Genomic DNA, 18,459 nt, shown 5'->3' with positions numbered 1-18,459 from the left:
CGGCTCCTGCGGTGCCGGCGCCATCCCGGTGGTGGAGGCGCCTACGGCGAGGACGACCAGCAACGGAGCGGCCGCGCGTCGGTATCGCGCAAAGAGGGAGGATAATCGCATTGTCGTACATACCTTTCGGGTGTGACGTGCTGCCTGGTGAGCGGGCTAGAGTCTGTCGTCAAATGATCTTGGGTCATGGATCATGGTCGGGTGATACGTTGCCATGAACTGTCCGATGCCGAATGGGCCTTCGTGGAGCCGTTGCTGCCCCAGTGCGAGCGGGGCCGCAGACGGCTGGATGACCGGAGGGTCCTCAATGGGATCGTGTGGAAGTTCCGGACCGGCACGGCCTGGCGGGACGTGCCCGAGCGGTACGGCTCGTGGGCCACGCTGCACACCCGCTTCCGCCGCTGGGCCAAGGACGGCACCTTCGAGCGGATGCTCCGGGCGGCCCAGGCCAAGGCCGACGCAGCCGGGGACATCGAGTGGCTGGTGTCGGTCGACTCCACGATCGTCCGAGCCCACCAGCACGCGGCCGGAGCGCGAAAAGCGGGCTCCGCACCCCGGGACTCGGCCGGTCCAGAGGCGGTCTGGCCAGCAAGATCCACTTGGCCTGTGACGCCCTGGGCCGACCGCTCGCCTTCACCATCACCGGCGGGAACACCAACGACTGCACCCAGTTCACGGCCGTGATGGAGGCGAACCGGGTGCCCCGCCTCGGGCCCGGACGGCCCCGGGTGCGGCCCGCCCACGTGCTGGGCGACAAGGGCTACAGCTCCAAGGCCATACGCACCTGGCTGCGGCGACGGAACATCCGGCACACCATCCCGGAACGGTCCGACCAGATACGCAACCGGCTCCGACGCGGCAGCCATGGCGGACGCCCACCGGCCTTCGACAAGCAGCTCTACAAACGGCGCAACGTCGTCGAACGGTGCTTCAACCGCCTCAAGCAGTGGCGCGGGATCGCCACCCGCTACGACAAGACCGCCGAGTCCTACCAAGCAGCCGTCACCTTCGCATCGCTCCTGATGTGGGCGTGACATTTGACGACAACTCCTAGGGTCTGTTGCCGAAAGTGGATCTTGGTCGTGGGGTCGACCTACTCGGCGGTGGCCAACTCGACCTATGCGAGCGGCTTCCAGGGCCGTTGCGGCTTGATCAACTCGGTTGTGAACAGGCCGATTGTAGGGGCGCCTCGTCCCTCACTGTCTTGTCCGGAGTGAGCGCAACGCGCTACGGCTACGAAAGGACTTTGATGATCGGGGAGGCGACGTCCCCGGCGAAGTCGGTGACCTTGTCGACAGCCTTGGGGATCCTCTTCACGATCCCGATGCCCTTGGATCCCCCTCTGGTCACCAAGCTCAATGCTGCGCTGCCTGCCGCCTCGATGAACTCACCACTGCCGAATCCGTGCTCGATGCCTTCGAAGACGGCACTGATGCCGGCGGTGGCCAGAGAAAACCCTCCAAGGATGAAGGCGATCGGCGCCGTGACAGGGGCGCCGGCGGGGAACACGAGGCTGAGCGTTCCGAAGCCGGCTGACAGCAGTCCGGAGGCGCCGCTGACGTAGTTGAACGCATCGGCCCACCCTCCAGCATCCTCCCACCAGTCTTCCTTGCCTCCGCCAGTTCCCTTCGGGTTGACCTGATCGTGAGTGGGGGAGTCGGCTGGGTTGTGGTTGTTCTGCTTGTTCTCGTCGGCCTGCTTGGCCGCCTCACGTGCAGCTGCAGCTAGTTCAGCACGGCGCTTGTCCACAGCGATCCGTCGGGCGTCGCTGGCGGCGGCTGCCGCTGTCTTGGCGTCCTTCCCCGCTGTAACAGCGGACTGGCGCGCACTGGCTGCTGACGCCTGAGCGCTATACGAGGAATTGAGGGCGCTGCGGGCGGAGTCGATGGCACTGTTTGCCGAGTAGTTCGCCGCGCGTGCCGCGCCCTGGGCGACAGTTGCTGCTGACTTGGCTTTGCTCGCGGAGGCTTGGGCGTTGGCGGCCGACTGGTCCGCAGCGTCCGCGTTCCTGTCGGCTTCCTTGGCAGAGTCTTCAGCCTTGTCGGCGGACACGATCGCCTTGCTTGCCCATTCCGCTGCCTCAGCCGCGGCATCCCGCGCGTCCGCCGCAGCCTTCGACGCCAGCGCTGCGTCCTTCTGCGCCTGGTGGGCGATCCTGGCGGCGGCTGAGATCGCCGCGCGGATTGCTGAGGCATGACTGGCGGAGTCGAAGTCGAGCTGCGCGGCCTGGTACTGGATGATGTTGACGAAGCGCCTTCGCATCCACGTCGGCCCGGCCATCGCAACATCCGCGTATGCCCTGGCGTATGGGCCTCCGGAGACGATGATCGTTGACGTGGTCACCGCGTCGTCTTCCCTCACCGCCGCGGCGAGGTCGTGGTCGAAGAACTTTTGAAGTGCCTCCGGGGTGTCGGCCTTGAGCGCGTTGTTCGCTGCCGTGATGACGGCCTTGCCCGGGTTGCTGTTAAGGATGCGGAAGATCTGGACGCGGTTCTCCGTCTCCCGGGACTTGATCACGCCTGAGGTATTGAAGTCTCCTTCGGCTGGAACACTGTTGCTCTCGAGGGCTTTGGCTGCCGCATCCGCCACGGCAGGGTCAGATACCCGCGCGATGTGGAGGATGGTCTCCCGGTTATCCTGTGCCTCAGCGAGCTCCCGGTCCAGGTCTACCCAGGCATACACATCCTCGTCCGTTCCCGAGAGAGCGAACTGAGCAGCCTCCCGGGTCCATGCCCCTCTGGAGTCCAGAAGACCGATGGCGGCCTTCCGGCCGAGTGTGCCGGCCAGAGGCAGGTCGCCTACAGCCAGGGCCTGTTCGGCTTTGCTGATCAGATCCTTGACAGCTTGGCTGGTCTGTTCCGCCTGCGTACGCTTGTTCTGCAGGGCTGCGAGCTCTTCTGCCTCGATCCGAGCAAGTTCCCTGGCCTCGTCAATTCCCTGCTTGCGGTCCTCCTCCAGGCTCGCCAGCTCAGCGTCGCGCGCCTTCTGTTCGACCTTCACGGCCTTCTCAACAGCCTTAGTGGCAACGTTGGCTGCCTTGACGGCCTCTACCGCATGGGCTCTGGACTTGTTCGCGTAGTCAATGGCCTGACCTGCATACTTCACGGCCTCATCGGCCGCGTCCGCCGCCTTCTCCGCATGGTCGGCCGCCGAGTTGGCGTCATCGCGTGCCTCGCCTGCGGCATCTGCCGCGGTGGTGGCCAGCGCGCTCGCCGCCGAAGCTGCGCTGGTGGCCTGGTTGGCAGCCTTGGACGCGATCTCCGCCTGGCGCTTTGCCTCCCCCGCCTCCTTCTGGGCTTTGCCGGCAGAGGCCGCCGCCCGCGCGGAGTCATTGGCCGCCGCCGCGGCGTTGCGGGCTGCAGATGCGGCTGCGACGCCGGCACCGGCGGCCTGTGCAGAGGCGTTGGCTGCCTGGTCGGCAGCCTTGGCAGCCGATCGCGCCCGGGCAGCTGCGCCACGTGCAGCGACAGCGGCGTCCTTCGCGACGTTGGCACGGGAGGCGTCCTTGGACGCAGCGATCGCGGAGTTGTAGGCACGGGACGCAGCGAGGCCGGCGGTGGCGGCTGCCTGGGAAGCAGCCGTTGCCGCCCAGGCCGCGCGGCGGGATGCCCCCACCGCAGTATTGGAGGCCCTGATGGCCGTCCGGGCGGCATCCGCCGCGCCTCGAGCGGCCTTGGCTGCCTTGCGCGCTGCTGCTCCGGATCTCGCGACGTCTTCCCCGGCCTCCTCGGCCTCCGCTGCGGCCTTCTGGGCTGCTTCTTTGGCCTTCTGGGCGGCTGTCTGGGCCCGCTCGGATGCTTCGACCGCCAGGTCGGTCTTGGCCTTCGCTAGCTTCCCTTCCCTCTCCACCACCTTGACGAGTTCCTCGATGGTGGCCGACTCTCGATCGCGGGCCCGCGCGATGTGCTGCCCTGTTTCGAGGAACCACAGCACATCGTCGTCGGTGCCGCTCAGCGCGCGATCAGCGTACTTGGTGAGTTCACGGCCAGCGGAGATCAGCATCTTGCTGACCTCCACTCGCATGTCCTCGTAATCAGCGGTGAACTGCTTCTCGGTGAGGAAGTCTTCGAGGGCCTGTTGCGTTCCGGCGTTTATGGCGGCAGCTCCTGCCTGCTGTACCCCCTTGCCGCCGTTGCTGATGACGCTGAACGTGGCCACCCGGAGGTCTTCGGTGATGGCGGGCTTGAAACCGTCCTTGACGAAGGCGGCGATGGCCGCGTCGCCGCTATCAAGGGCGGCCGTGGCGTCCCGGCGCATCCCCTTCCCGGCGTTGGCCAGGTAGGTCAGGACGGCGACGCGATTGTCCTCGGCGGTTGTCTTCGGTAACTGCTCGGTGAGGAACGTCTGGATGCTAGCGTCGCTGCCGATCAGCGCATCGGCCGCGGCGGCCCGGGTTGCTCTCCCGCCTGTGATCCATGCCCTCACCGCTTTCGCTCGCTCCGTGTCCGGCAGCGTGAGTGGATCAGGTGCCTCGCTGTTGGCCGCGCGGGCTGGTGGTGCGAAGGCCATGGGCACAGCGGCCACTGCGGTGGTGGTGGCGAGGGCGCCAAGGAAGCGGCGTCTGCTCCAAAACGTCGTCTGCATATAAGTGTTGTCCTCGTCATGGCTGCCGCTGTGGCGAGTCGGTGATCACTGACGCAGCGGTCCCACCGTGCGGCTGATTCGTTCGCAGGCTGCTGCGGTCCTGCGGATGGCCTGTTCGTGCCCGTGAAGGAGACAGGTGCTGCTTGGGGAGCGCGGTCGACGGCGTGCGGAGTTGCGGTGTCTGAAACAACTACCGCTCAAGGCAGTTGAGGTGACGGAAGCTGCCTATGAAACTGCTCTTGGCGAAGCGGGTTGCGCAGGGATGCGGTCGTGCTCTGCTCGAACGCGACGTGTCCGCTTCTTCGCCAGGAGCGTGACACCCCGCGATGTACACGGTGGCACTTTCATCTGAACGCGTTGTGCGGGCGCCTTCTCCCGCGACGCCTGCGCGCCGCCTCAAAGGGATCCTCACATGGCATTCCCGAGAGAGTAAAGCGGAGGGCTCCGTAGATCGTCTCAAAAGTGTCCACCTTTCCGCTCGTGAAGCATGGGCGGCACGGAGGCAAGCTTGTTAGTTGAACTCGTGGCTCATGACGTTGTGGGCCTGTGACCTTTTGTCATTCCTGCCGGGCAACGCAGAGGCGGGTGCCACGGACCTTGGCTGAATCGGTGTCTGAATCCGCACGGGGAGAGGAAATGCCGGTGCACCCATTTAGGCCGAATGTCAGCTTTTAGGAATAAATGACTCGTATATGATGTTGGACATGTGGACAGTGTGTGGATTAAATGGTCGCGTCACGCACTGGTGGCGAGGCGGGAGCATGCCCCCGTTGCCGTCGCACCGAACGTCTCCAGATAGCGTCGGCGAGAGCTCTTCTTTGTTTGTACTTCCTGGTTGCTAATTCGCCCGAGGGGGCGAGTCCGCCCGGTGTGTATGGCACAGGTCTTTTTTCGTGCGCAGCTATGTAGATACGGCTCCCTATTGTCGGGCGGCTTGGCGAGCCTCGTGACACTTGATCTAGATAGGGGAAACCCATGAAATTAATCGCTCGCGCCCTTGTGGCGGGGTGTGTTGCTGCGACCGCAGCCGTGGCGTGGTCTGTGTCCGGCCCGGCCGAGTCGACCAACGCGGCAGTGTCCGTCACCGCAGGATCACCCGAGCACGCGGTAGAAGACTTCAATTACCCGCAGGCCGACAAGATCCAGCTGGAGAAGGGCATTCTCCTCAAGCGTGGCGACGGACACATCGTGCTGGCCACGTGCGGCAGCCAGGACGGACTGCTGGAGATCTATGCCCGCACTACGGCCAAGGTCTGCTTCCGGGTCACTGGCAACAGCGGATACCTGAGCCTGGAGATCCCTGCGGTCTACGGCATCAAGGGCAACGACTACAGCACCGATGTCACAATGACCGTGGGCGGCCAGGAGAAAAACTTCGACATCCCGAAGAATACCTACACCCCGGTCGGCGAGAGCGACGACCCGGAAGGCCGCGATCACATGCTCGTCGAGATCGTCACCGCCCAGTAGCTCCTCCCGCCTACGACCCGTGGTGCCTGAGTTGCCCCGTGGCCATATTTTTTGAGGACCTGTCATGCATGCCCATCTCAAGAGCAGACTTCGCGCGTTAGCCGTTCTGGCAGCCTGTGCTCTGCCGACCCTTGCGCTCCTGCCGACGTCCGCGCAGGCGCTCACCGGACCTGCCGACCACAACGAGGCCCACGGCTTCACCGCCCGCCTGGCCATCGGCGATGGCCAGCGCGCCTGCTCGGCCGCTCTCGTCGATGAACAGTGGCTACTCACCGCCGCGAGCTGTTTTGCCGAAAACCCTGCACAGAGCGTGGAAGTACGGGCCGGAAAGCCGGCATGGAAGACCACCGCAACCATCGGCCGCACTGATCTGACCACCACGGCCGGACAGGTACGCGAGGTGGTCGAACTCGTCCCGCGCGGCGGCCGTGACGTGATCCTTGCCCGCCTGGCCACCCCGGTGACGAACGTCGCGCCGATCGCCCTGGCGACCAGCGCCCCGACAGCCGACGAGCAGCTCATCGCCACCGGATACGGGCGCACCACCAACGAGTGGGCCCCCATCGCCATGCACTCCGGAGCCTTCACCACCGGTGCCCCCGCCGGCAGCGACCTGCCGGTCACCGGCAAAGACGGCGCGGCCATCTGCAAAGGAGACACCGGCGGCCCACTGTTCCGGGAAACGAACGGCAGGGCGCAGCTCGTAGGCATCAACAGCCGCTCCTTACAGGGCGGTTGCTTCGGCACCGACGCGGCACAGACCGACACCGGAGCAGTGAGCGTGCGAGCGGACGACCTGAGGTCCTGGATCGACTCCACGATCCAGGGCGCGCCCGACACCGATTTCAACGGCGACGGAGTGCGTGACATCGCCATCGCGGACCCGCAGGCAAGCGTCGGAACAGCTGCCACGGCCGGCCTGGTACGCGTCGTCTACGGCGGCAACAAGGGCACTGCCGAGATCACCCAACTAGCCGCTGGCGTCGGCGGGGTGGCAGAAGGCGGTGACCAGTTCGGCGACGCCCTGGCCACCGTCGACTACAACCTCGACGGCTACACCGACCTCGTGGTCGGCGTGCCCGGCGAGGACATCGGCAGTACGGCCGACGCCGGCCTGGTGCAGATCGTCTATGGTGCCGCCGACGGCCTGGGGAAGGGCACCCCCAGCGGCCTTGACCTTGAGCAGGGTAAGGGTGAGGGCGCTGTCCGCGCTTCAGCCTCCCAGGCGGGCGACCGCATGGGGGACGCCGTGGCCGCGGGCACCACCACCCTGGGTGAGCCGTACCTGCTCATCGGCGTGCCCGGCGAGGACTCGGGCGGTGTCGTCGACAGCGGAAACGCCTTTTACCTGTGCGGCAAGACCAATGTCTCCGTGCACCAGGACACCAAGGATGTGCCCGGAATCGCCGAGAAGGGCGACCGATGGGGCAGCGCCGTGGCCGGCTCTCCCGAGCATCTGGCCATCGGTGCCCCGAACGAGGCCATCGGAGAGAAGACTGGCTCCGGAGCTGTCACGGTCTTCCGCCACAGGTTGAATGCCAACAAGGAGCCGACTCCCCTGGCCGGCATCGACCAGGACAGTACCGCGCCCGAGATCAACGGCACCGCAGAAGCAGGTGACCTATTCGCGGCCTCCATCTCGATGACCTCACACCGGAGCACGGCCGGTGCCGCCACACTGCCCACCGACAGCATCCTGGCGATCGGTTCTCCGGGTAAGAAGATCTCCGGTATCGCCGATGCCGGACGGGTTGTCACCGTACGCATCGCCGCCAATGGAGCCATGACCCAGCTCGCCGACATCCAGCAGGGCGCCGCGAACGTGACCGGCGTGCCCGAAGCCGGTGACAAATTCGGCGCACAGGTCTCCGCTGTCAACACCGCTCCCGGTGCGGTGTCCACCACCAAAAGCACTCTGGTGGCCGTCGGTATCCCCGGCGAAGACATCGGCACCACCGCTGACGCCGGCTCCGTGGAGGTCTTCTCCCTGCTTACCGCTCCCGGGGACAGTGACATCGTGGTTGAGCCAGGCAAGGTTGGCCTACCGGGGACCTCCGGCGCCAAGCAGAAGTTGGGCGCCAGTCTCCACTCCGCGGGTACGCACCTTTACCTGGGCCTGCCCAGCGGCCCCGCACCGTACGGATCTGTACACACCGTGCCATGGCCCAACATCACTGACGGTGCTAGCGGCCCGGTGATCACTTACGAACCCGGCACGGGTGGTCTGCCCGCAGCAGGCGCCGCTTTCGGCACCGTCATCCGCTAGCTCCAAGTGGCAGGTACCGCACCGATCGCGCCCTGACGGGCAGCAGGTCCGGCCTCGGCGCGCCTCCCGCGGCGCTCCGAGGCCACAGGGCGACACGCCTAACCGGCCACGAAGCCCTATACGCCGCGCGGCATACCCGCAAAGCCGGTGGCTCCGCGTCCTCTGCATGCGTATGGCATGCAGAGAACGTCTGATCCAGATATTTCCTTGTGTGGTCCTGATGCTTCCACGCAAGGCGGACAGCGCTGCCCCGACCAAGGGGCGGCGTGGGGGGAACGAGCAGTGAAGATCGCGTTTCTGATCAACAACGCCTACGGCATCGGCGGGACGATCCGCGCCACCGCCAACCTCTCCCGCGCGTTAGCAGCCCGGCATGACGTCGAGGTCGTGAGCGTCCACCGGGTTAACGACGAGCCCGAACTCGCTCTCGACGAGCGGGTGCGGCTGACCGCGCTGATCGACATGCGCCAGGACCGCCCCACCTACGAAGGCGATCACCCGCTGACCCGCCAACCGTGCACGATGTTCCCGGACACCGGCGCCGCAGCGAACTCTGCGCGCCTGCCCTACTCGGCGCTCCAGGACGAGCGCATTGGCGAATGGCTGCGCGAAACCGAGGCCGAGGTGGTGATCGCCACCCGGCCCGACCTCAATGGCTACCTCGCCCGCGATGGCCAGAACCGGCTCTTGCGCATCGGTCAAGAACATCTGAGCCTGGACGCTCACGACCCCACGTTGCGCGATCACCAGAACGAGGCGGTCGCGCAACTGGACGCATTCGTGACCGTCTCCGAGGCCGACGCCGCACAGTACCGCCGAGTCCTGCCGAAGACGTCGGCCCGCATCCTGTGCATCCCCAACAGTGTGCCCAGGCCCGCAGTCGAGCCCTCCGACCACAGCTCGAACGTCATCATCGCGGCAGGCCGCCTAGCCCGCGTCAAGCGGTACGACCGCCTGATCGACGCGTTCGCCAAGATCGCCAACCTTCACCCCTCCTGGACTCTACGGCTGTACGGGCGCGGGCCCGAGCGGCCGAACCTGCGACAGCAGATCGACGAACTCGGCCTATACGACCGGGTGTTCCTCATGGGGGCGGTGTCCCCGATCGAGAGCGAGTGGGCGAAGGGCACCCTGGCCGCCGTCTCCTCGGACATGGAGTCGTTCGGCATGACCATCGTCGAGGCCATGCACTGCGGCCTCCCAGTGATCTCCACCGACTGCCCACACGGCCCGGCCGAGATCATCGACGACACCACGGGCGTCCTCGTCCCCCTGGACGCCGGGGTGGACGGCTACGCCACCGCCCTAGACCAGCTCATCACCGACGCTCCGCGCCGCGCCCGCCTAGGCACCGCCGCCCGCGACCGGGCCGCCGCCTACGCGCCGTCCGCCGTCGCCGACCGCTACGAGACGCTGCTCCAGGAACTCGCCGACTCCCACAGGCCCCGGTCGACCACCGCCACCCGCCTCCGCTCCTGGTGGTCCAACCGACGAACTACCGCCTCCACCACATCGGTTGCGAGGCCCACACCGACACCCACGCCCGTCCCGCCGTCCGCGGCGACACCCGCCGAGCGCCCCACGGCCCACGCGCGCAACACCTCCGACGGCGCGATCACCATCGGCCTGGACCCGACCACCCTGCCGGTCGGACCGCTCGACTTCCTGGCCCGTCTGCGCCGCGACCCCGAAGGCCGGACACTCCGAATCCCCGTACCCGACACGGCCCCCTCCTCGGGCCCGGACGGCGTCCGCATCACCCTCGACCCGGCCCGTCATCTGCTGCCGGAGGGACGCTGGGACTGCTACGTCGTACGCCGCGACGCCCCGCCGACCAGAACACGCCTCCTGTGTGCCATGGCTGAACGCACGCGCCGCGTCGGCCGAAGCCCTGACCTCAACGACGCCTATGTGACCTCCTGGCTGCCCTACGAGACGGCCGACGGCTTCCTGGCGCTGCGCACCTGGCAGCGGCGAGCCCACGCCGAGATATCCGGCATCACCATCGGCGACGAGCACGCCACCGTCACCGCCCGGCTCTTCACCGTCGCGCCACCCACGTCCTTGCACCACAGCCGGGTGAAAGCCGTCTCCCGCCAAGGAGACGCCTACGACTTCACCGTCCCGGTCACCAGCACGCCCGACGACACCGGTGCTTTCTCCTTCACGGTGCCCTACACCCAAGCCCTGACCAGGCACAGCAGCCCGCACGACCTCTGGGACTTGCGCCTCCACCTTGACGATCACGCCTCCTCCATTCCCCTCGGCCGCATCGGCGGGGACATCGTCGACCGCAAGAAGACCGATTCTCTCCCGGCGGTTTCCATGCCGCTTGACGCGTACGGCACGGCGCGCGTCAAGCCCTTCTTCACAGTCACCAACGACTTGGCGTTGAGTCTCCGCACCCATGAGGAGACCACGCCCGAGCGACCGGTGCAGCCTTCAACGAACTCGGATGTATGACATGAGACGTCTGATGCGGCTCGGCCGCGAGCGCGCTTACGCCCTGCTGACTCCGGCTCTGGCAGTCACCCTGCTGGGCATCGGGGCCCCGGCCACTTTCGCTTCTCCCGGCATCGGGCGAGAACCGCTGCCTCCCACCGGCCCGAAACTGGTCGAGAAGGCACACTTCCAGATAGACGAGGAAGTGACATCCCGGCAGGTAAGCGGAGGCCAACCCCAAGAATTCACTGCTTCAGTGGCTGCGGGCGCCGAGCTCGGCGCCGCGGGGAAGGTGGGCACGGCGCTGCACCTGGATGGCTCCTCCGGCTACGCCGCCACGTCCGCCCCCATGCTGGACACGACGAAGTCGTTCTCCGTGTCGGCTTGGGTGAAGCTGGACGACAAGAAGGAGAACTACACGTTCCTCTCCCAGGCCGGAAACCACGCCAGCGGATTCCAGCTCTACTACTCCAAGACCTACGACAAGTGGGTCTTCAACCGCCACACCAACGATACCGACACCACCCAACTCATCCGCTCCATGAGCAAGGACGCGGCCAAAGCCGGCACATGGACGCACCTCACAGGTTCCTACAGCGCGGAAGACCAAGAGTTGTCCCTGTTCGTGAACGGGCAGCTCCAGCAGTCGGAGAAGTTCACGACACCCTGGCGAGCCGAGGCAGGTCTGCAGCTTGGCCGACTGCGCTACAAGGGAGCCTGGGGCGAGAACGCGCACGGCGCCATCGACGACGTCTGGCTCGTGCAGTCCCCTGTGTCGGCAACCGATGCCGCGGCCCTGGAAAGCGGTGAGATACCGGACCACCTCCAGCAGCTGGCAGCCTTCCCGCTCGACGAGAAGCCGGGCAGCCCGCGAATCAGCGGTGGTCTCGGCGCCGGCCCCGTCGGCAGACTGGCAGGCCGTGGCGCCGAGCTCGGCGCCGCGGGGAAGGTGGGCACGGCGCTGCACCTGGATGGCTCCTCCGGCTACGCCGCCACGTCCGCCCCCATGCTGGACACGACGAAGTCGTTCTCCGTGTCGGCTTGGGTGAAGCTGGACGACAAGAAGGAGAACTACACGTTCCTCTCCCAGGCCGGAAACCACGCCAGCGGATTCCAGCTCTACTACTCCAAGACCTACGACAAGTGGGTCTTCAACCGCCATGCCAGTGACACCGACGGCACCCAGATCATCCGCTCCATGAGCGACACAACGGCGGTGGCGGGAACCTGGACGCAGCTGACGGGCGTGTACAACAGGGAAGCCAGGACGATCCAGCTCTTCGTCAACAGCGAACCGCAGCCCCAAGCGACCTTCACTACCCCCTGGCGGGCACGAGGTGGTCTGCAGTTCGGCCGTCTCTACTACAACAACGCGTGGCATGAGCACCTCAGCGGAACCATCGACGACGTCCGCATATCCGAACAGGACGCCGACGGCCCCTGTCTCGTTCCGGATGCCATAGGCCACCGCGGAGCACCCGAGTTGGCGCCGGAGAACACGATGGCCTCGCTGGAGGCCGCGGTCGATGGCGGGGCGGACTGGGTGGAGACCGACGTGCAGTTCACCAAGGACAAGCAGCCGGTCATCCTCCATGACGCGACCGTAGACAGAACCACCGACGGCACGGGGAGAGTCGACCAGCTGACGGCCGCAGAAATAGCGCGCCTCACGGTAAAAGGAGGGGGACGGGTTCCCACCCTCCAGCAAGTACTGAACTCTCCCAAGGTACAGTCCGTGCAACTTCTCCTGGAGATCAAGGGCCCACAATCCTCCGAGGAAGTCGACTTTGCTCTCCGCATGGTGCACGAGACCGGCATGGCACCGCGCACGCTTGTGCAGTCCTTTGACGAAAACATAGTCAAAGATGTGACCGTCTCGCCCTACCGGACGCGCGTGGGCTTGCTCCGTTCCAACGTCGACGCCGACCCCGTGGCCACGGCCCGCGAGTACTCCCTCGACGCCTACGCCGTGAAATTCAAGGAAATCTCGGACCAGGTGGAGAAGATCGGCAAGCTGAAGTCCGCAGGCATTGAGGTATTCGTCTGGACGGTTGATGACCAGAGCGATTGGCAGTCCTCTGTTTCATGGGGCGTCGACGGCATTATCACAAACCGCACACCCCAGTACCTTCAGTGGCGAAACTCCTCCTGTATCGGCGGAAGCCAAACCGATTGAGAGGCATACACGCCGAGACCGGATGCAGTCCTCGCGCTCATGACCCGCAGCGGTGGCAGAGTCGCCGAGACGGTCAAGCCCATCTTCAACAAGGTCGAGACGCCGTCGCCGATTCCCCAATTGTCAAGGTCTTCCCCCATACATGCGAACGAATGCAAACGATGATATTTGTGCCCCGCGACCGGGACAGCACCTTCGAACCGAAGATCGTGCGCAAGCGGCAGAAGCGCCTGTCCGGGTGGCAGCGCCCACACCGTCCGCCCAGTCGGCCTCGCTGTCAGCGCTCTGTGTCATTATGCGGACGCGTCCCAGGGGAGTGGGTCGCGGTCTGCTGATTGCCAGGGGGTTGGGGATGGGTGCGGGTACGGATGCGGACGGATCGTCCAGGTCGGACGAGGAGTGGGAGCGTTTTCTGCGCGAGTCGGTGGCGGGTGCCGCCGACGCGCCCAAGGAGCCGTCGGCGCGGGCCCGCGACGTGGCGAAGCGGCTGCGCGCGGAGCCGGGCCGCGGCCCGGAGGGCTGGCGCAGCTATTCGCCCGCGCGGCCCGAGCGGCGCACGGGCTGGTACGTGGCCGGGCTGCTGGCCTCGCTGGTGCTGCTGGTGGTGGCGCTCGCGCCGGGGCGGATAGTGGACCTGTTCGCCGGCGCCGGCTCCCCGCCGTCGGCGGCCGAGACCGCCCGCCCGACCCAGGCGCCCCTGGCGGAGGCGGGCCAACGCCCCACCGTGCAGGAGCCGTTCCGCGGCTCGCCGGCGGCGGGCTGGGCGAGCGGAGCGGCGGGGATCACCGTGCCGAAGGCCGGGGCGGTCGGCTGGATGAGCGTCGCCGAGGTCGAGCGGGCCCTCGCCCGCAGCCGGGACTTCCTCGTCGCGTCCGGCCTGGACCGCGGGGTGCTGCGGGGCGAGCGCCCCGAGAAGGCGATCGCACTGATCAACCCGCACCAGAAGGACGTCCAAGACCTTCTGAGAACCGCTTTCCGTACCCCGAGTGAGGAGAACGATCCCCTCCTCCTCTTCAGCCGCTTCCAGCCCTCCCGCACCCACCTGGTCGGCGATGTCGTGAAGACCCGGGGCCGGCTCACCTACCGGGAGGGCGAGCGCGGCGCGCTCCAGGTGACCGCCGACGTCACCTTCGTCTACCCGGTCACCCGCGCGGGCGCGGGCGGCGACGGCGAGATCGTGCGCACGATCGTCCGGCGCGAGCTGGTCCTGAGCTGGGACGACCCTGACAAGGTGATCACCGAGCCGGGCACGTTCTCGATCGTCTCGTACAAGTACGACGTGACCAACGGTGGCTGCGGCGCTCCCACGGGCTACTTCACCCCGCCCTTCGGCGCGGACCGTCGGGCGGACGAGGCCGGCGCGGAGGTCGACCCGTACGACCGCAGCGCGCCGGTCGGGCGGGGCGAGTCCTCCGGGGACGAGTGCGGGAGGGCGACGCGGTCCTAGCGGGCGTCACTCGGTGGCGGCCACCTCGATCCCGAGGGCGATGACCCTCCAGCCGCCGGTCCGCTCCCAGCACCGGCGCCAGGCCGGTCGGCCGAGCGCCGCGCGTAGCCGGGCGGCGACGTGCACGAGCGCCAGCCAGTAGACGACGCCGATCGCGACATCGAGCGCGCTGAGTCAGCCACGCCCCGGTACGCAGAACCACGCTGGACAGTTCCGCGCTCAACGGCCGAAGGGCCGCGCTGGCGGCGAGTCCGCACAGTACATGGTTCACAGAGAGCATCCTGCCCGGGCCAGGGGCGAACGGGCGATGCGTTTCCACGCCGAAGAATCCCTGCGCCCGTGGTAGAGGACACCGCGGTTGGACTGACCTGGGCCTGTGGTTGAGTCTGTTCGCACTGCTTGACACCGAAGGTCGTTCTTTGTCGCTACCTGCGCGTGGCGGGGTCGATCTCAGCTGTTGAGGGCCTCTGCGATTTGCAGGGCGGCCTGGGCGGGCGTGAGGTGTGTGGTGTCGATGACCTCGGCTTCGTCGTGTAGCCAGGTGCGGGCCGCTTCGGCGTAGGGCTCGATGTATTTGAGACGGAATGGGGAGGGGCCAAGAAGCGTGTCCCCCTCGATGCGCCCGCGGAGGGTCTCCTGGTCAGCGTGGAGGACGAAGTGCCGTACCGGGATGGCATGTTGGGCGAGGCCCGTGCTGATCTCGCGCCAGTACTGCTCAACCAGGATTGTCATGGGCATCACCAGAGTGCCCCCGGTGTAGTCCAGTACGCGGCGGGCGGTCTCGACGACGAGTGGCCGCCACGGCGGCCAGTGCTGGAAGTTATCCGTCTCAGGCAGCCCTGGCGTGATGTCCATGAGTGTCTCGCCGACCTTCTCGGCGTCGAACACCCGTGAATCCGGGATCAGTGGCTGCACGAGTGCACTGGTCGTTGTCTTGCCTGCACCGTGGGTGCCGTTGAGCCATACGATCACGGGGCCCGATGCTAGCGCTGCGCGGGCCGCGGAAACGGGCACGGCAGAAATCCGGTACGGCTTCGGCGTTTCTCAGGGTGGCGCCAACCACCAAGCGCTGGAGCTCGGGCCTGCGCCCAAGGAGCACCAGCCACCCCGAGATCATCCCCTGTGATGGAGTGGTGTTGCGTGATGCCCCGCGGAATTCGATGGCACTACCCAGCCCTGACGCCAAGAATCGCCAGATGCAGGAAGTGAAGCTGTCCGACGGGATCATCACCCTGTCCCCGCTGCGCTTGGACGATGCGGAGGCGCACCTCGCGGGGGAGGATGAGCCGCTGGTTCGTTGGCTCAGCGGCGGTCCCGGCACACGGGAAGGCGTCGAAGCCTACATCCGGCACTGCCGGGAACAGTGGGAGACCGCCGGGTCGCTCTGCGCTTTCGGTATCAGGGTAGGCGCTGACGAGGTGCTCCCGGGGACGATCGACCTGCGGTTCGCAGCAGAGGGCTTGGCTCCCAGCCAGGTGAATGTCGCCTATGGCCTCTACCCGTCCTGGAGAGGGTGTGGCCTGGCCACCCGAGCGGTCCTGTTGGTCTCCCGACATGCGGCAGCGGAGGGCGGGAAGGAGGCGGTGATCCGAGTAGAGCCGCGGAACACCGCATCTGCCGCAGTCGCCCGGCGGGCGGGATTTATCCCCGGCAAGCACACGCACGTCGAGGGCGGAACACGGCTCGACTGGTGCATCCAGGACCTGCGCAGCGACGGCCAGTGGCGACCCCGGTGGCCCTAAGCCAGCGTGAGGGCGTCTTGGCGACGCGTGACCAGCGATCACGGGACAACCCTTAGGGCGACCAGCTCACACCGAGCTTGAAGCTGGCGCCGTCGGCTCCACGTTCCATCACGGAGTCGCCAACCAGGGCTGGCTGGGACGTCTTGGTGGGGCCGCTGTACACCGTCGAAGCCGCCAGGCTCGCACCGCGAGGCGGCGCCCTGCATTTCGAAGGCTTCGGCGCCGCCTCCGGCCCATGTCGCAGGGTTCTGCGCGGCTCCTGCTGACTTCGCAGTGCTCTCGCACGCGCCGCGCGTCGAGCAGGTGTCAGCAGTAGGCACGCAGCGCCCAGACGAGACTCCAGTTGATCTCGGTGGGACCGGAGTCGGCGGGCGCGACATGGTTCACGGAGCCGTGGTAGTCGAACATCTTGACTATGCCGCCTCCGGGAAGGCGGTTGTCCCAGTATCCGGCGCCGCTCCAAGGCACTAATGCGGACTCGCCGCAGTGTAGGACGAGCTGGTCGCCGCTGCCGCTGGTGGCGCAGAACGCGTCGGGCACGGTGCACGGAGCCGCGGCTGCGCGGCTGGTTGAGTAGTTGTCGGTGGCGGCGGCGCCGGTGGTCGTGCCTGTCAGCGCTGCGGCCGAGAGGGCGAGGACGGTGAGGGCGGTGCGTGTCTTGCGCATGTGTGCCTGCTTTCGTGTGGGTTCGGTTGCTGTGGTGGCAGCGTGCTGGAACGGGTGTGGGAGAACCAGGGGCGAATCTTGATTGTGCCGGTGGTCGGCGGCGCGTACCACGATCGGGCACGCTGGGCCTTGTGGCAGCGCTGCGCCTACGTGCCCTAACGCTTGAGGCTTGCGGCCCACCGCGGCGCCTCTGCGGCGGGGCGATCCTGACGGACATCGGCGACCTTGACGGTCACCGACAACGGTGAGAACGCTGCCCGGATCCCCGCCGAAGCCCACAACGATGTCCTGAGCATCCTCGAGAGCGGGATCGATTTCACCCTCACCCTCACCCACGATGACCTCACCTTCCACCTCACCCACCAGACATAGAAGGGAGGCCACCGCCCGGCCGGCGCAAGCGGCCCCTCGTGGCCGCCCGGGCCGGGCGAGACGCTTCTGCCCGAAAGATCAGACATCAGCAGGCGGCTCGGCAGTTTCCCGGGCGGAGAGGAGCGTGCGGGCCTGAATCAGGCCGCGGGCGACGCCGGCGCGCCAAATGGTGCCGGTCGGCTCCTCAAGGCTCGACGCCACATCGGTGGCGGACGCCTCGCCCAGTGCTGGTGCCCGCCGTCCACTGAGCCGTGTGACCGGCGTTGCTCCAGGTCATGGCCTGTTTCAAGGAGCGGGAGGGGGCGGTGTGAAAAAAGTCGGCGATCGGTATCCGGATTCGGGCCCTCTCGCCCGTGTAGGAGATGAAGGCGCAAGCCTTCATTCAACGAGTCGTCATGATGGGAGGCCGGTCTGTGACTTGGCTGGACTGGGTGGGGGCGGGTGGGGCTTCAGTCCCGGTGCTGTTCCTGCTGCTCTACGCGCTGCGCCGCGCCAAGAGCATCGCCGAGATGTATCTGAAGGCGCACCTTGAGGCCCGGGCGGAGCGCGAGCAGCGCGCCACGATGGTCGCGATGGCCGCCTCGCTGCCTGAAGGCGGGGCGGCGGCATGCTTCGAGGAGGGGCAGCCGTCCTGGCTGTTCTACAAGCATGCCGAGATGGGCCAGCGGGCCGTCGCCTCCCGGGAGGCTGCGTGAGCGAGGCCGAACCCGGCATGGACTTCGAGGCGTTCGTCCTCGAAACCAGCGCGATCTTCTTCCGCGCGGCCCGGGCCGAGGCGGACGACCTGCACAGCGCTGAGGACGCTGTGCAGGCCGTCTATCTGAAGATGTTCCAGTCATGGACGAAGCTGTCAGCCCGGCAGGGCTCGCTCATCGCTTACGGCCGCACTGCGGTCAAGAACGCAGTGATCGACCAATTCCGCAAGAACCGGCGCCTGATCACTGCTCCTCATCAGGAGCTTCCAGAGCAGCCGTCCGCCTTCGGAATTCCCGACGCAGCTTACGAAATAGTCAAAGAGGGTATTGATGAACTGATCTCTAAACTTCCCGACCGGCAGCGCCAGGTGATTGTCCTTTGCATTTTGCAGGACCTCAGCCCCGCATACGCGGGGGAGCGCCTGGGACTTAAGGAGGAGTCGGTGAAGCGATACATTCACGCAGCGACCAAAAATCTACAGAAGGCCATTATCGAGCTCAGGGAGGAGGTAACGGCATGAGCGTCTGGGACCAGTCGGACGACCGCAGTGCCATCCGGCTCTTCGCCATGCTGTTGCTGCTCGAGCGCTCTGAGCAGG

Annotated in this window: 12 protein-coding genes and 1 pseudogene; 10 read left to right on the top strand and 3 right to left on the bottom strand. The window is 66.8% G+C overall.

The window, feature by feature from the left end:
* Positions 1-186: 186 nt before the first annotated feature.
* A pseudogene (locus tag ACFZCY_RS44005) lies at positions 187-1,034 on the top strand (IS5 family transposase).
* A gap of 199 nt (positions 1,035-1,233) precedes the next feature.
* Here the strand turns inward: ACFZCY_RS44005 and ACFZCY_RS44000 are convergent.
* The gene (locus ACFZCY_RS44000) at positions 1,234-4,584 is read right to left on the bottom strand and encodes an ALF repeat-containing protein (RefSeq protein ID WP_391187218.1); all 3,351 of its coding nucleotides are present in this window, start codon (positions 4,582-4,584) and stop codon (positions 1,234-1,236) included.
* A 975-nt stretch (positions 4,585-5,559) separates the two neighbouring features.
* Here ACFZCY_RS44000 and ACFZCY_RS43995 point away from each other — a divergent pair.
* From ACFZCY_RS43995 to ACFZCY_RS43975, 5 genes are all read left to right on the top strand, one after another.
* Positions 5,560-6,054 (top strand): hypothetical protein, encoded by a 495-nt coding sequence (locus ACFZCY_RS43995; RefSeq protein WP_391187216.1) that lies wholly within the window; start codon positions 5,560-5,562, stop codon positions 6,052-6,054.
* A gap of 64 nt (positions 6,055-6,118) precedes the next feature.
* A complete protein-coding gene (locus ACFZCY_RS43990; RefSeq protein WP_391187214.1) occupies positions 6,119-8,320 on the top strand; it encodes a trypsin-like serine protease in 2,202 nt (733 codons plus the stop codon).
* Between the two features lie 282 nt (positions 8,321-8,602).
* Positions 8,603-10,783, top strand: a complete 2,181-nt coding sequence (locus ACFZCY_RS43985) for a glycosyltransferase (RefSeq protein WP_391187212.1) — start codon at positions 8,603-8,605, stop codon at positions 10,781-10,783.
* 1 nt (position 10,784) lies between these two features.
* On the top strand, positions 10,785-12,938 hold the full coding sequence (locus ACFZCY_RS43980; RefSeq protein WP_391187210.1) for a glycerophosphodiester phosphodiesterase family protein: 2,154 nt from the start codon (positions 10,785-10,787) through the stop codon (positions 12,936-12,938).
* Between the two features lie 352 nt (positions 12,939-13,290).
* Positions 13,291-14,385, top strand: a complete 1,095-nt coding sequence (locus ACFZCY_RS43975; protein WP_391187208.1) for a hypothetical protein — start codon at positions 13,291-13,293, stop codon at positions 14,383-14,385.
* A 450-nt stretch (positions 14,386-14,835) separates the two neighbouring features.
* On the opposite strand, the gene ACFZCY_RS43970 is transcribed toward ACFZCY_RS43975, so the two are convergent.
* Positions 14,836-15,357, bottom strand: coding sequence for an ATP-binding protein (locus tag ACFZCY_RS43970; RefSeq protein ID WP_391187206.1), 522 nt, complete (start codon positions 15,355-15,357; stop codon positions 14,836-14,838).
* A 224-nt stretch (positions 15,358-15,581) separates the two neighbouring features.
* On the opposite strand from ACFZCY_RS43970, the gene ACFZCY_RS43965 reads away from it, so the two are divergent.
* Complete coding sequence (locus tag ACFZCY_RS43965) at positions 15,582-16,127, top strand: GNAT family N-acetyltransferase (RefSeq protein WP_391187204.1); 546 nt, start codon at positions 15,582-15,584, stop codon at positions 16,125-16,127.
* 306 nt (positions 16,128-16,433) lie between these two features.
* Here ACFZCY_RS43965 and ACFZCY_RS43960 read toward each other — a convergent pair whose 3' ends face one another.
* Positions 16,434-16,793, bottom strand: a complete 360-nt coding sequence (locus ACFZCY_RS43960; RefSeq protein WP_391187202.1) for a hypothetical protein — start codon at positions 16,791-16,793, stop codon at positions 16,434-16,436.
* A gap of 225 nt (positions 16,794-17,018) precedes the next feature.
* Between ACFZCY_RS43960 and ACFZCY_RS43955 the strand changes: the two genes are divergently transcribed.
* From ACFZCY_RS43955 to ACFZCY_RS43945, 3 genes are all read left to right on the top strand, one after another.
* The gene (locus ACFZCY_RS43955) at positions 17,019-17,165 is read left to right on the top strand and encodes a hypothetical protein (RefSeq protein ID WP_391187200.1); all 147 of its coding nucleotides are present in this window, start codon (positions 17,019-17,021) and stop codon (positions 17,163-17,165) included.
* Between the two features lie 413 nt (positions 17,166-17,578).
* Positions 17,579-17,860 carry a hypothetical protein gene (locus ACFZCY_RS43950; protein WP_391187198.1) on the top strand — a complete coding sequence of 94 codons (282 nt, stop codon included), beginning with the start codon at positions 17,579-17,581 and terminating at the stop codon, positions 17,858-17,860.
* The gene (locus ACFZCY_RS43945) at positions 17,857-18,381 is read left to right on the top strand and encodes a sigma-70 family RNA polymerase sigma factor (protein WP_391187195.1); all 525 of its coding nucleotides are present in this window, start codon (positions 17,857-17,859) and stop codon (positions 18,379-18,381) included. The genes ACFZCY_RS43950 and ACFZCY_RS43945 overlap by 4 nt, the downstream gene beginning before the upstream one ends.
* Positions 18,382-18,459: the final 78 nt, after the last annotated feature.

Origin of the sequence: Streptomyces sp. NPDC007983 (assembly GCF_042958345.1) — a bacterium.
Taxonomy (GTDB): domain Bacteria; phylum Actinomycetota; class Actinomycetes; order Streptomycetales; family Streptomycetaceae; genus Streptomyces.
Note: the sequence above shows the minus strand (reverse complement) of the source record. Positions and strands in the feature narration are given on the sequence as shown.

What these genes read in the sequence shown, in the direction of transcription:
- ACFZCY_RS44000 (WP_391187218.1), bottom strand. Translation starts at nt 4,584, where the DNA reads ATGCAGACGACGTTTTGGAGCAGACGCCGCTTCCTTGGCGCCCTCGCC.
- ACFZCY_RS43995 (WP_391187216.1), top strand. Translation starts at nt 5,560, where the DNA reads ATGAAATTAATCGCTCGCGCCCTTGTGGCGGGGTGTGTTGCTGCGACC.
- ACFZCY_RS43990 (WP_391187214.1), top strand. Translation starts at nt 6,119, where the DNA reads ATGCATGCCCATCTCAAGAGCAGACTTCGCGCGTTAGCCGTTCTGGCA.
- ACFZCY_RS43980 (WP_391187210.1), top strand. Translation starts at nt 10,785, where the DNA reads ATGAGACGTCTGATGCGGCTCGGCCGCGAGCGCGCTTACGCCCTGCTG.
- ACFZCY_RS43975 (WP_391187208.1), top strand. Translation starts at nt 13,291, where the DNA reads ATGGGTGCGGGTACGGATGCGGACGGATCGTCCAGGTCGGACGAGGAG.
- ACFZCY_RS43965 (WP_391187204.1), top strand. Translation starts at nt 15,582, where the DNA reads ATGCAGGAAGTGAAGCTGTCCGACGGGATCATCACCCTGTCCCCGCTG.
- ACFZCY_RS43960 (WP_391187202.1), bottom strand. Translation starts at nt 16,793, where the DNA reads ATGCGCAAGACACGCACCGCCCTCACCGTCCTCGCCCTCTCGGCCGCA.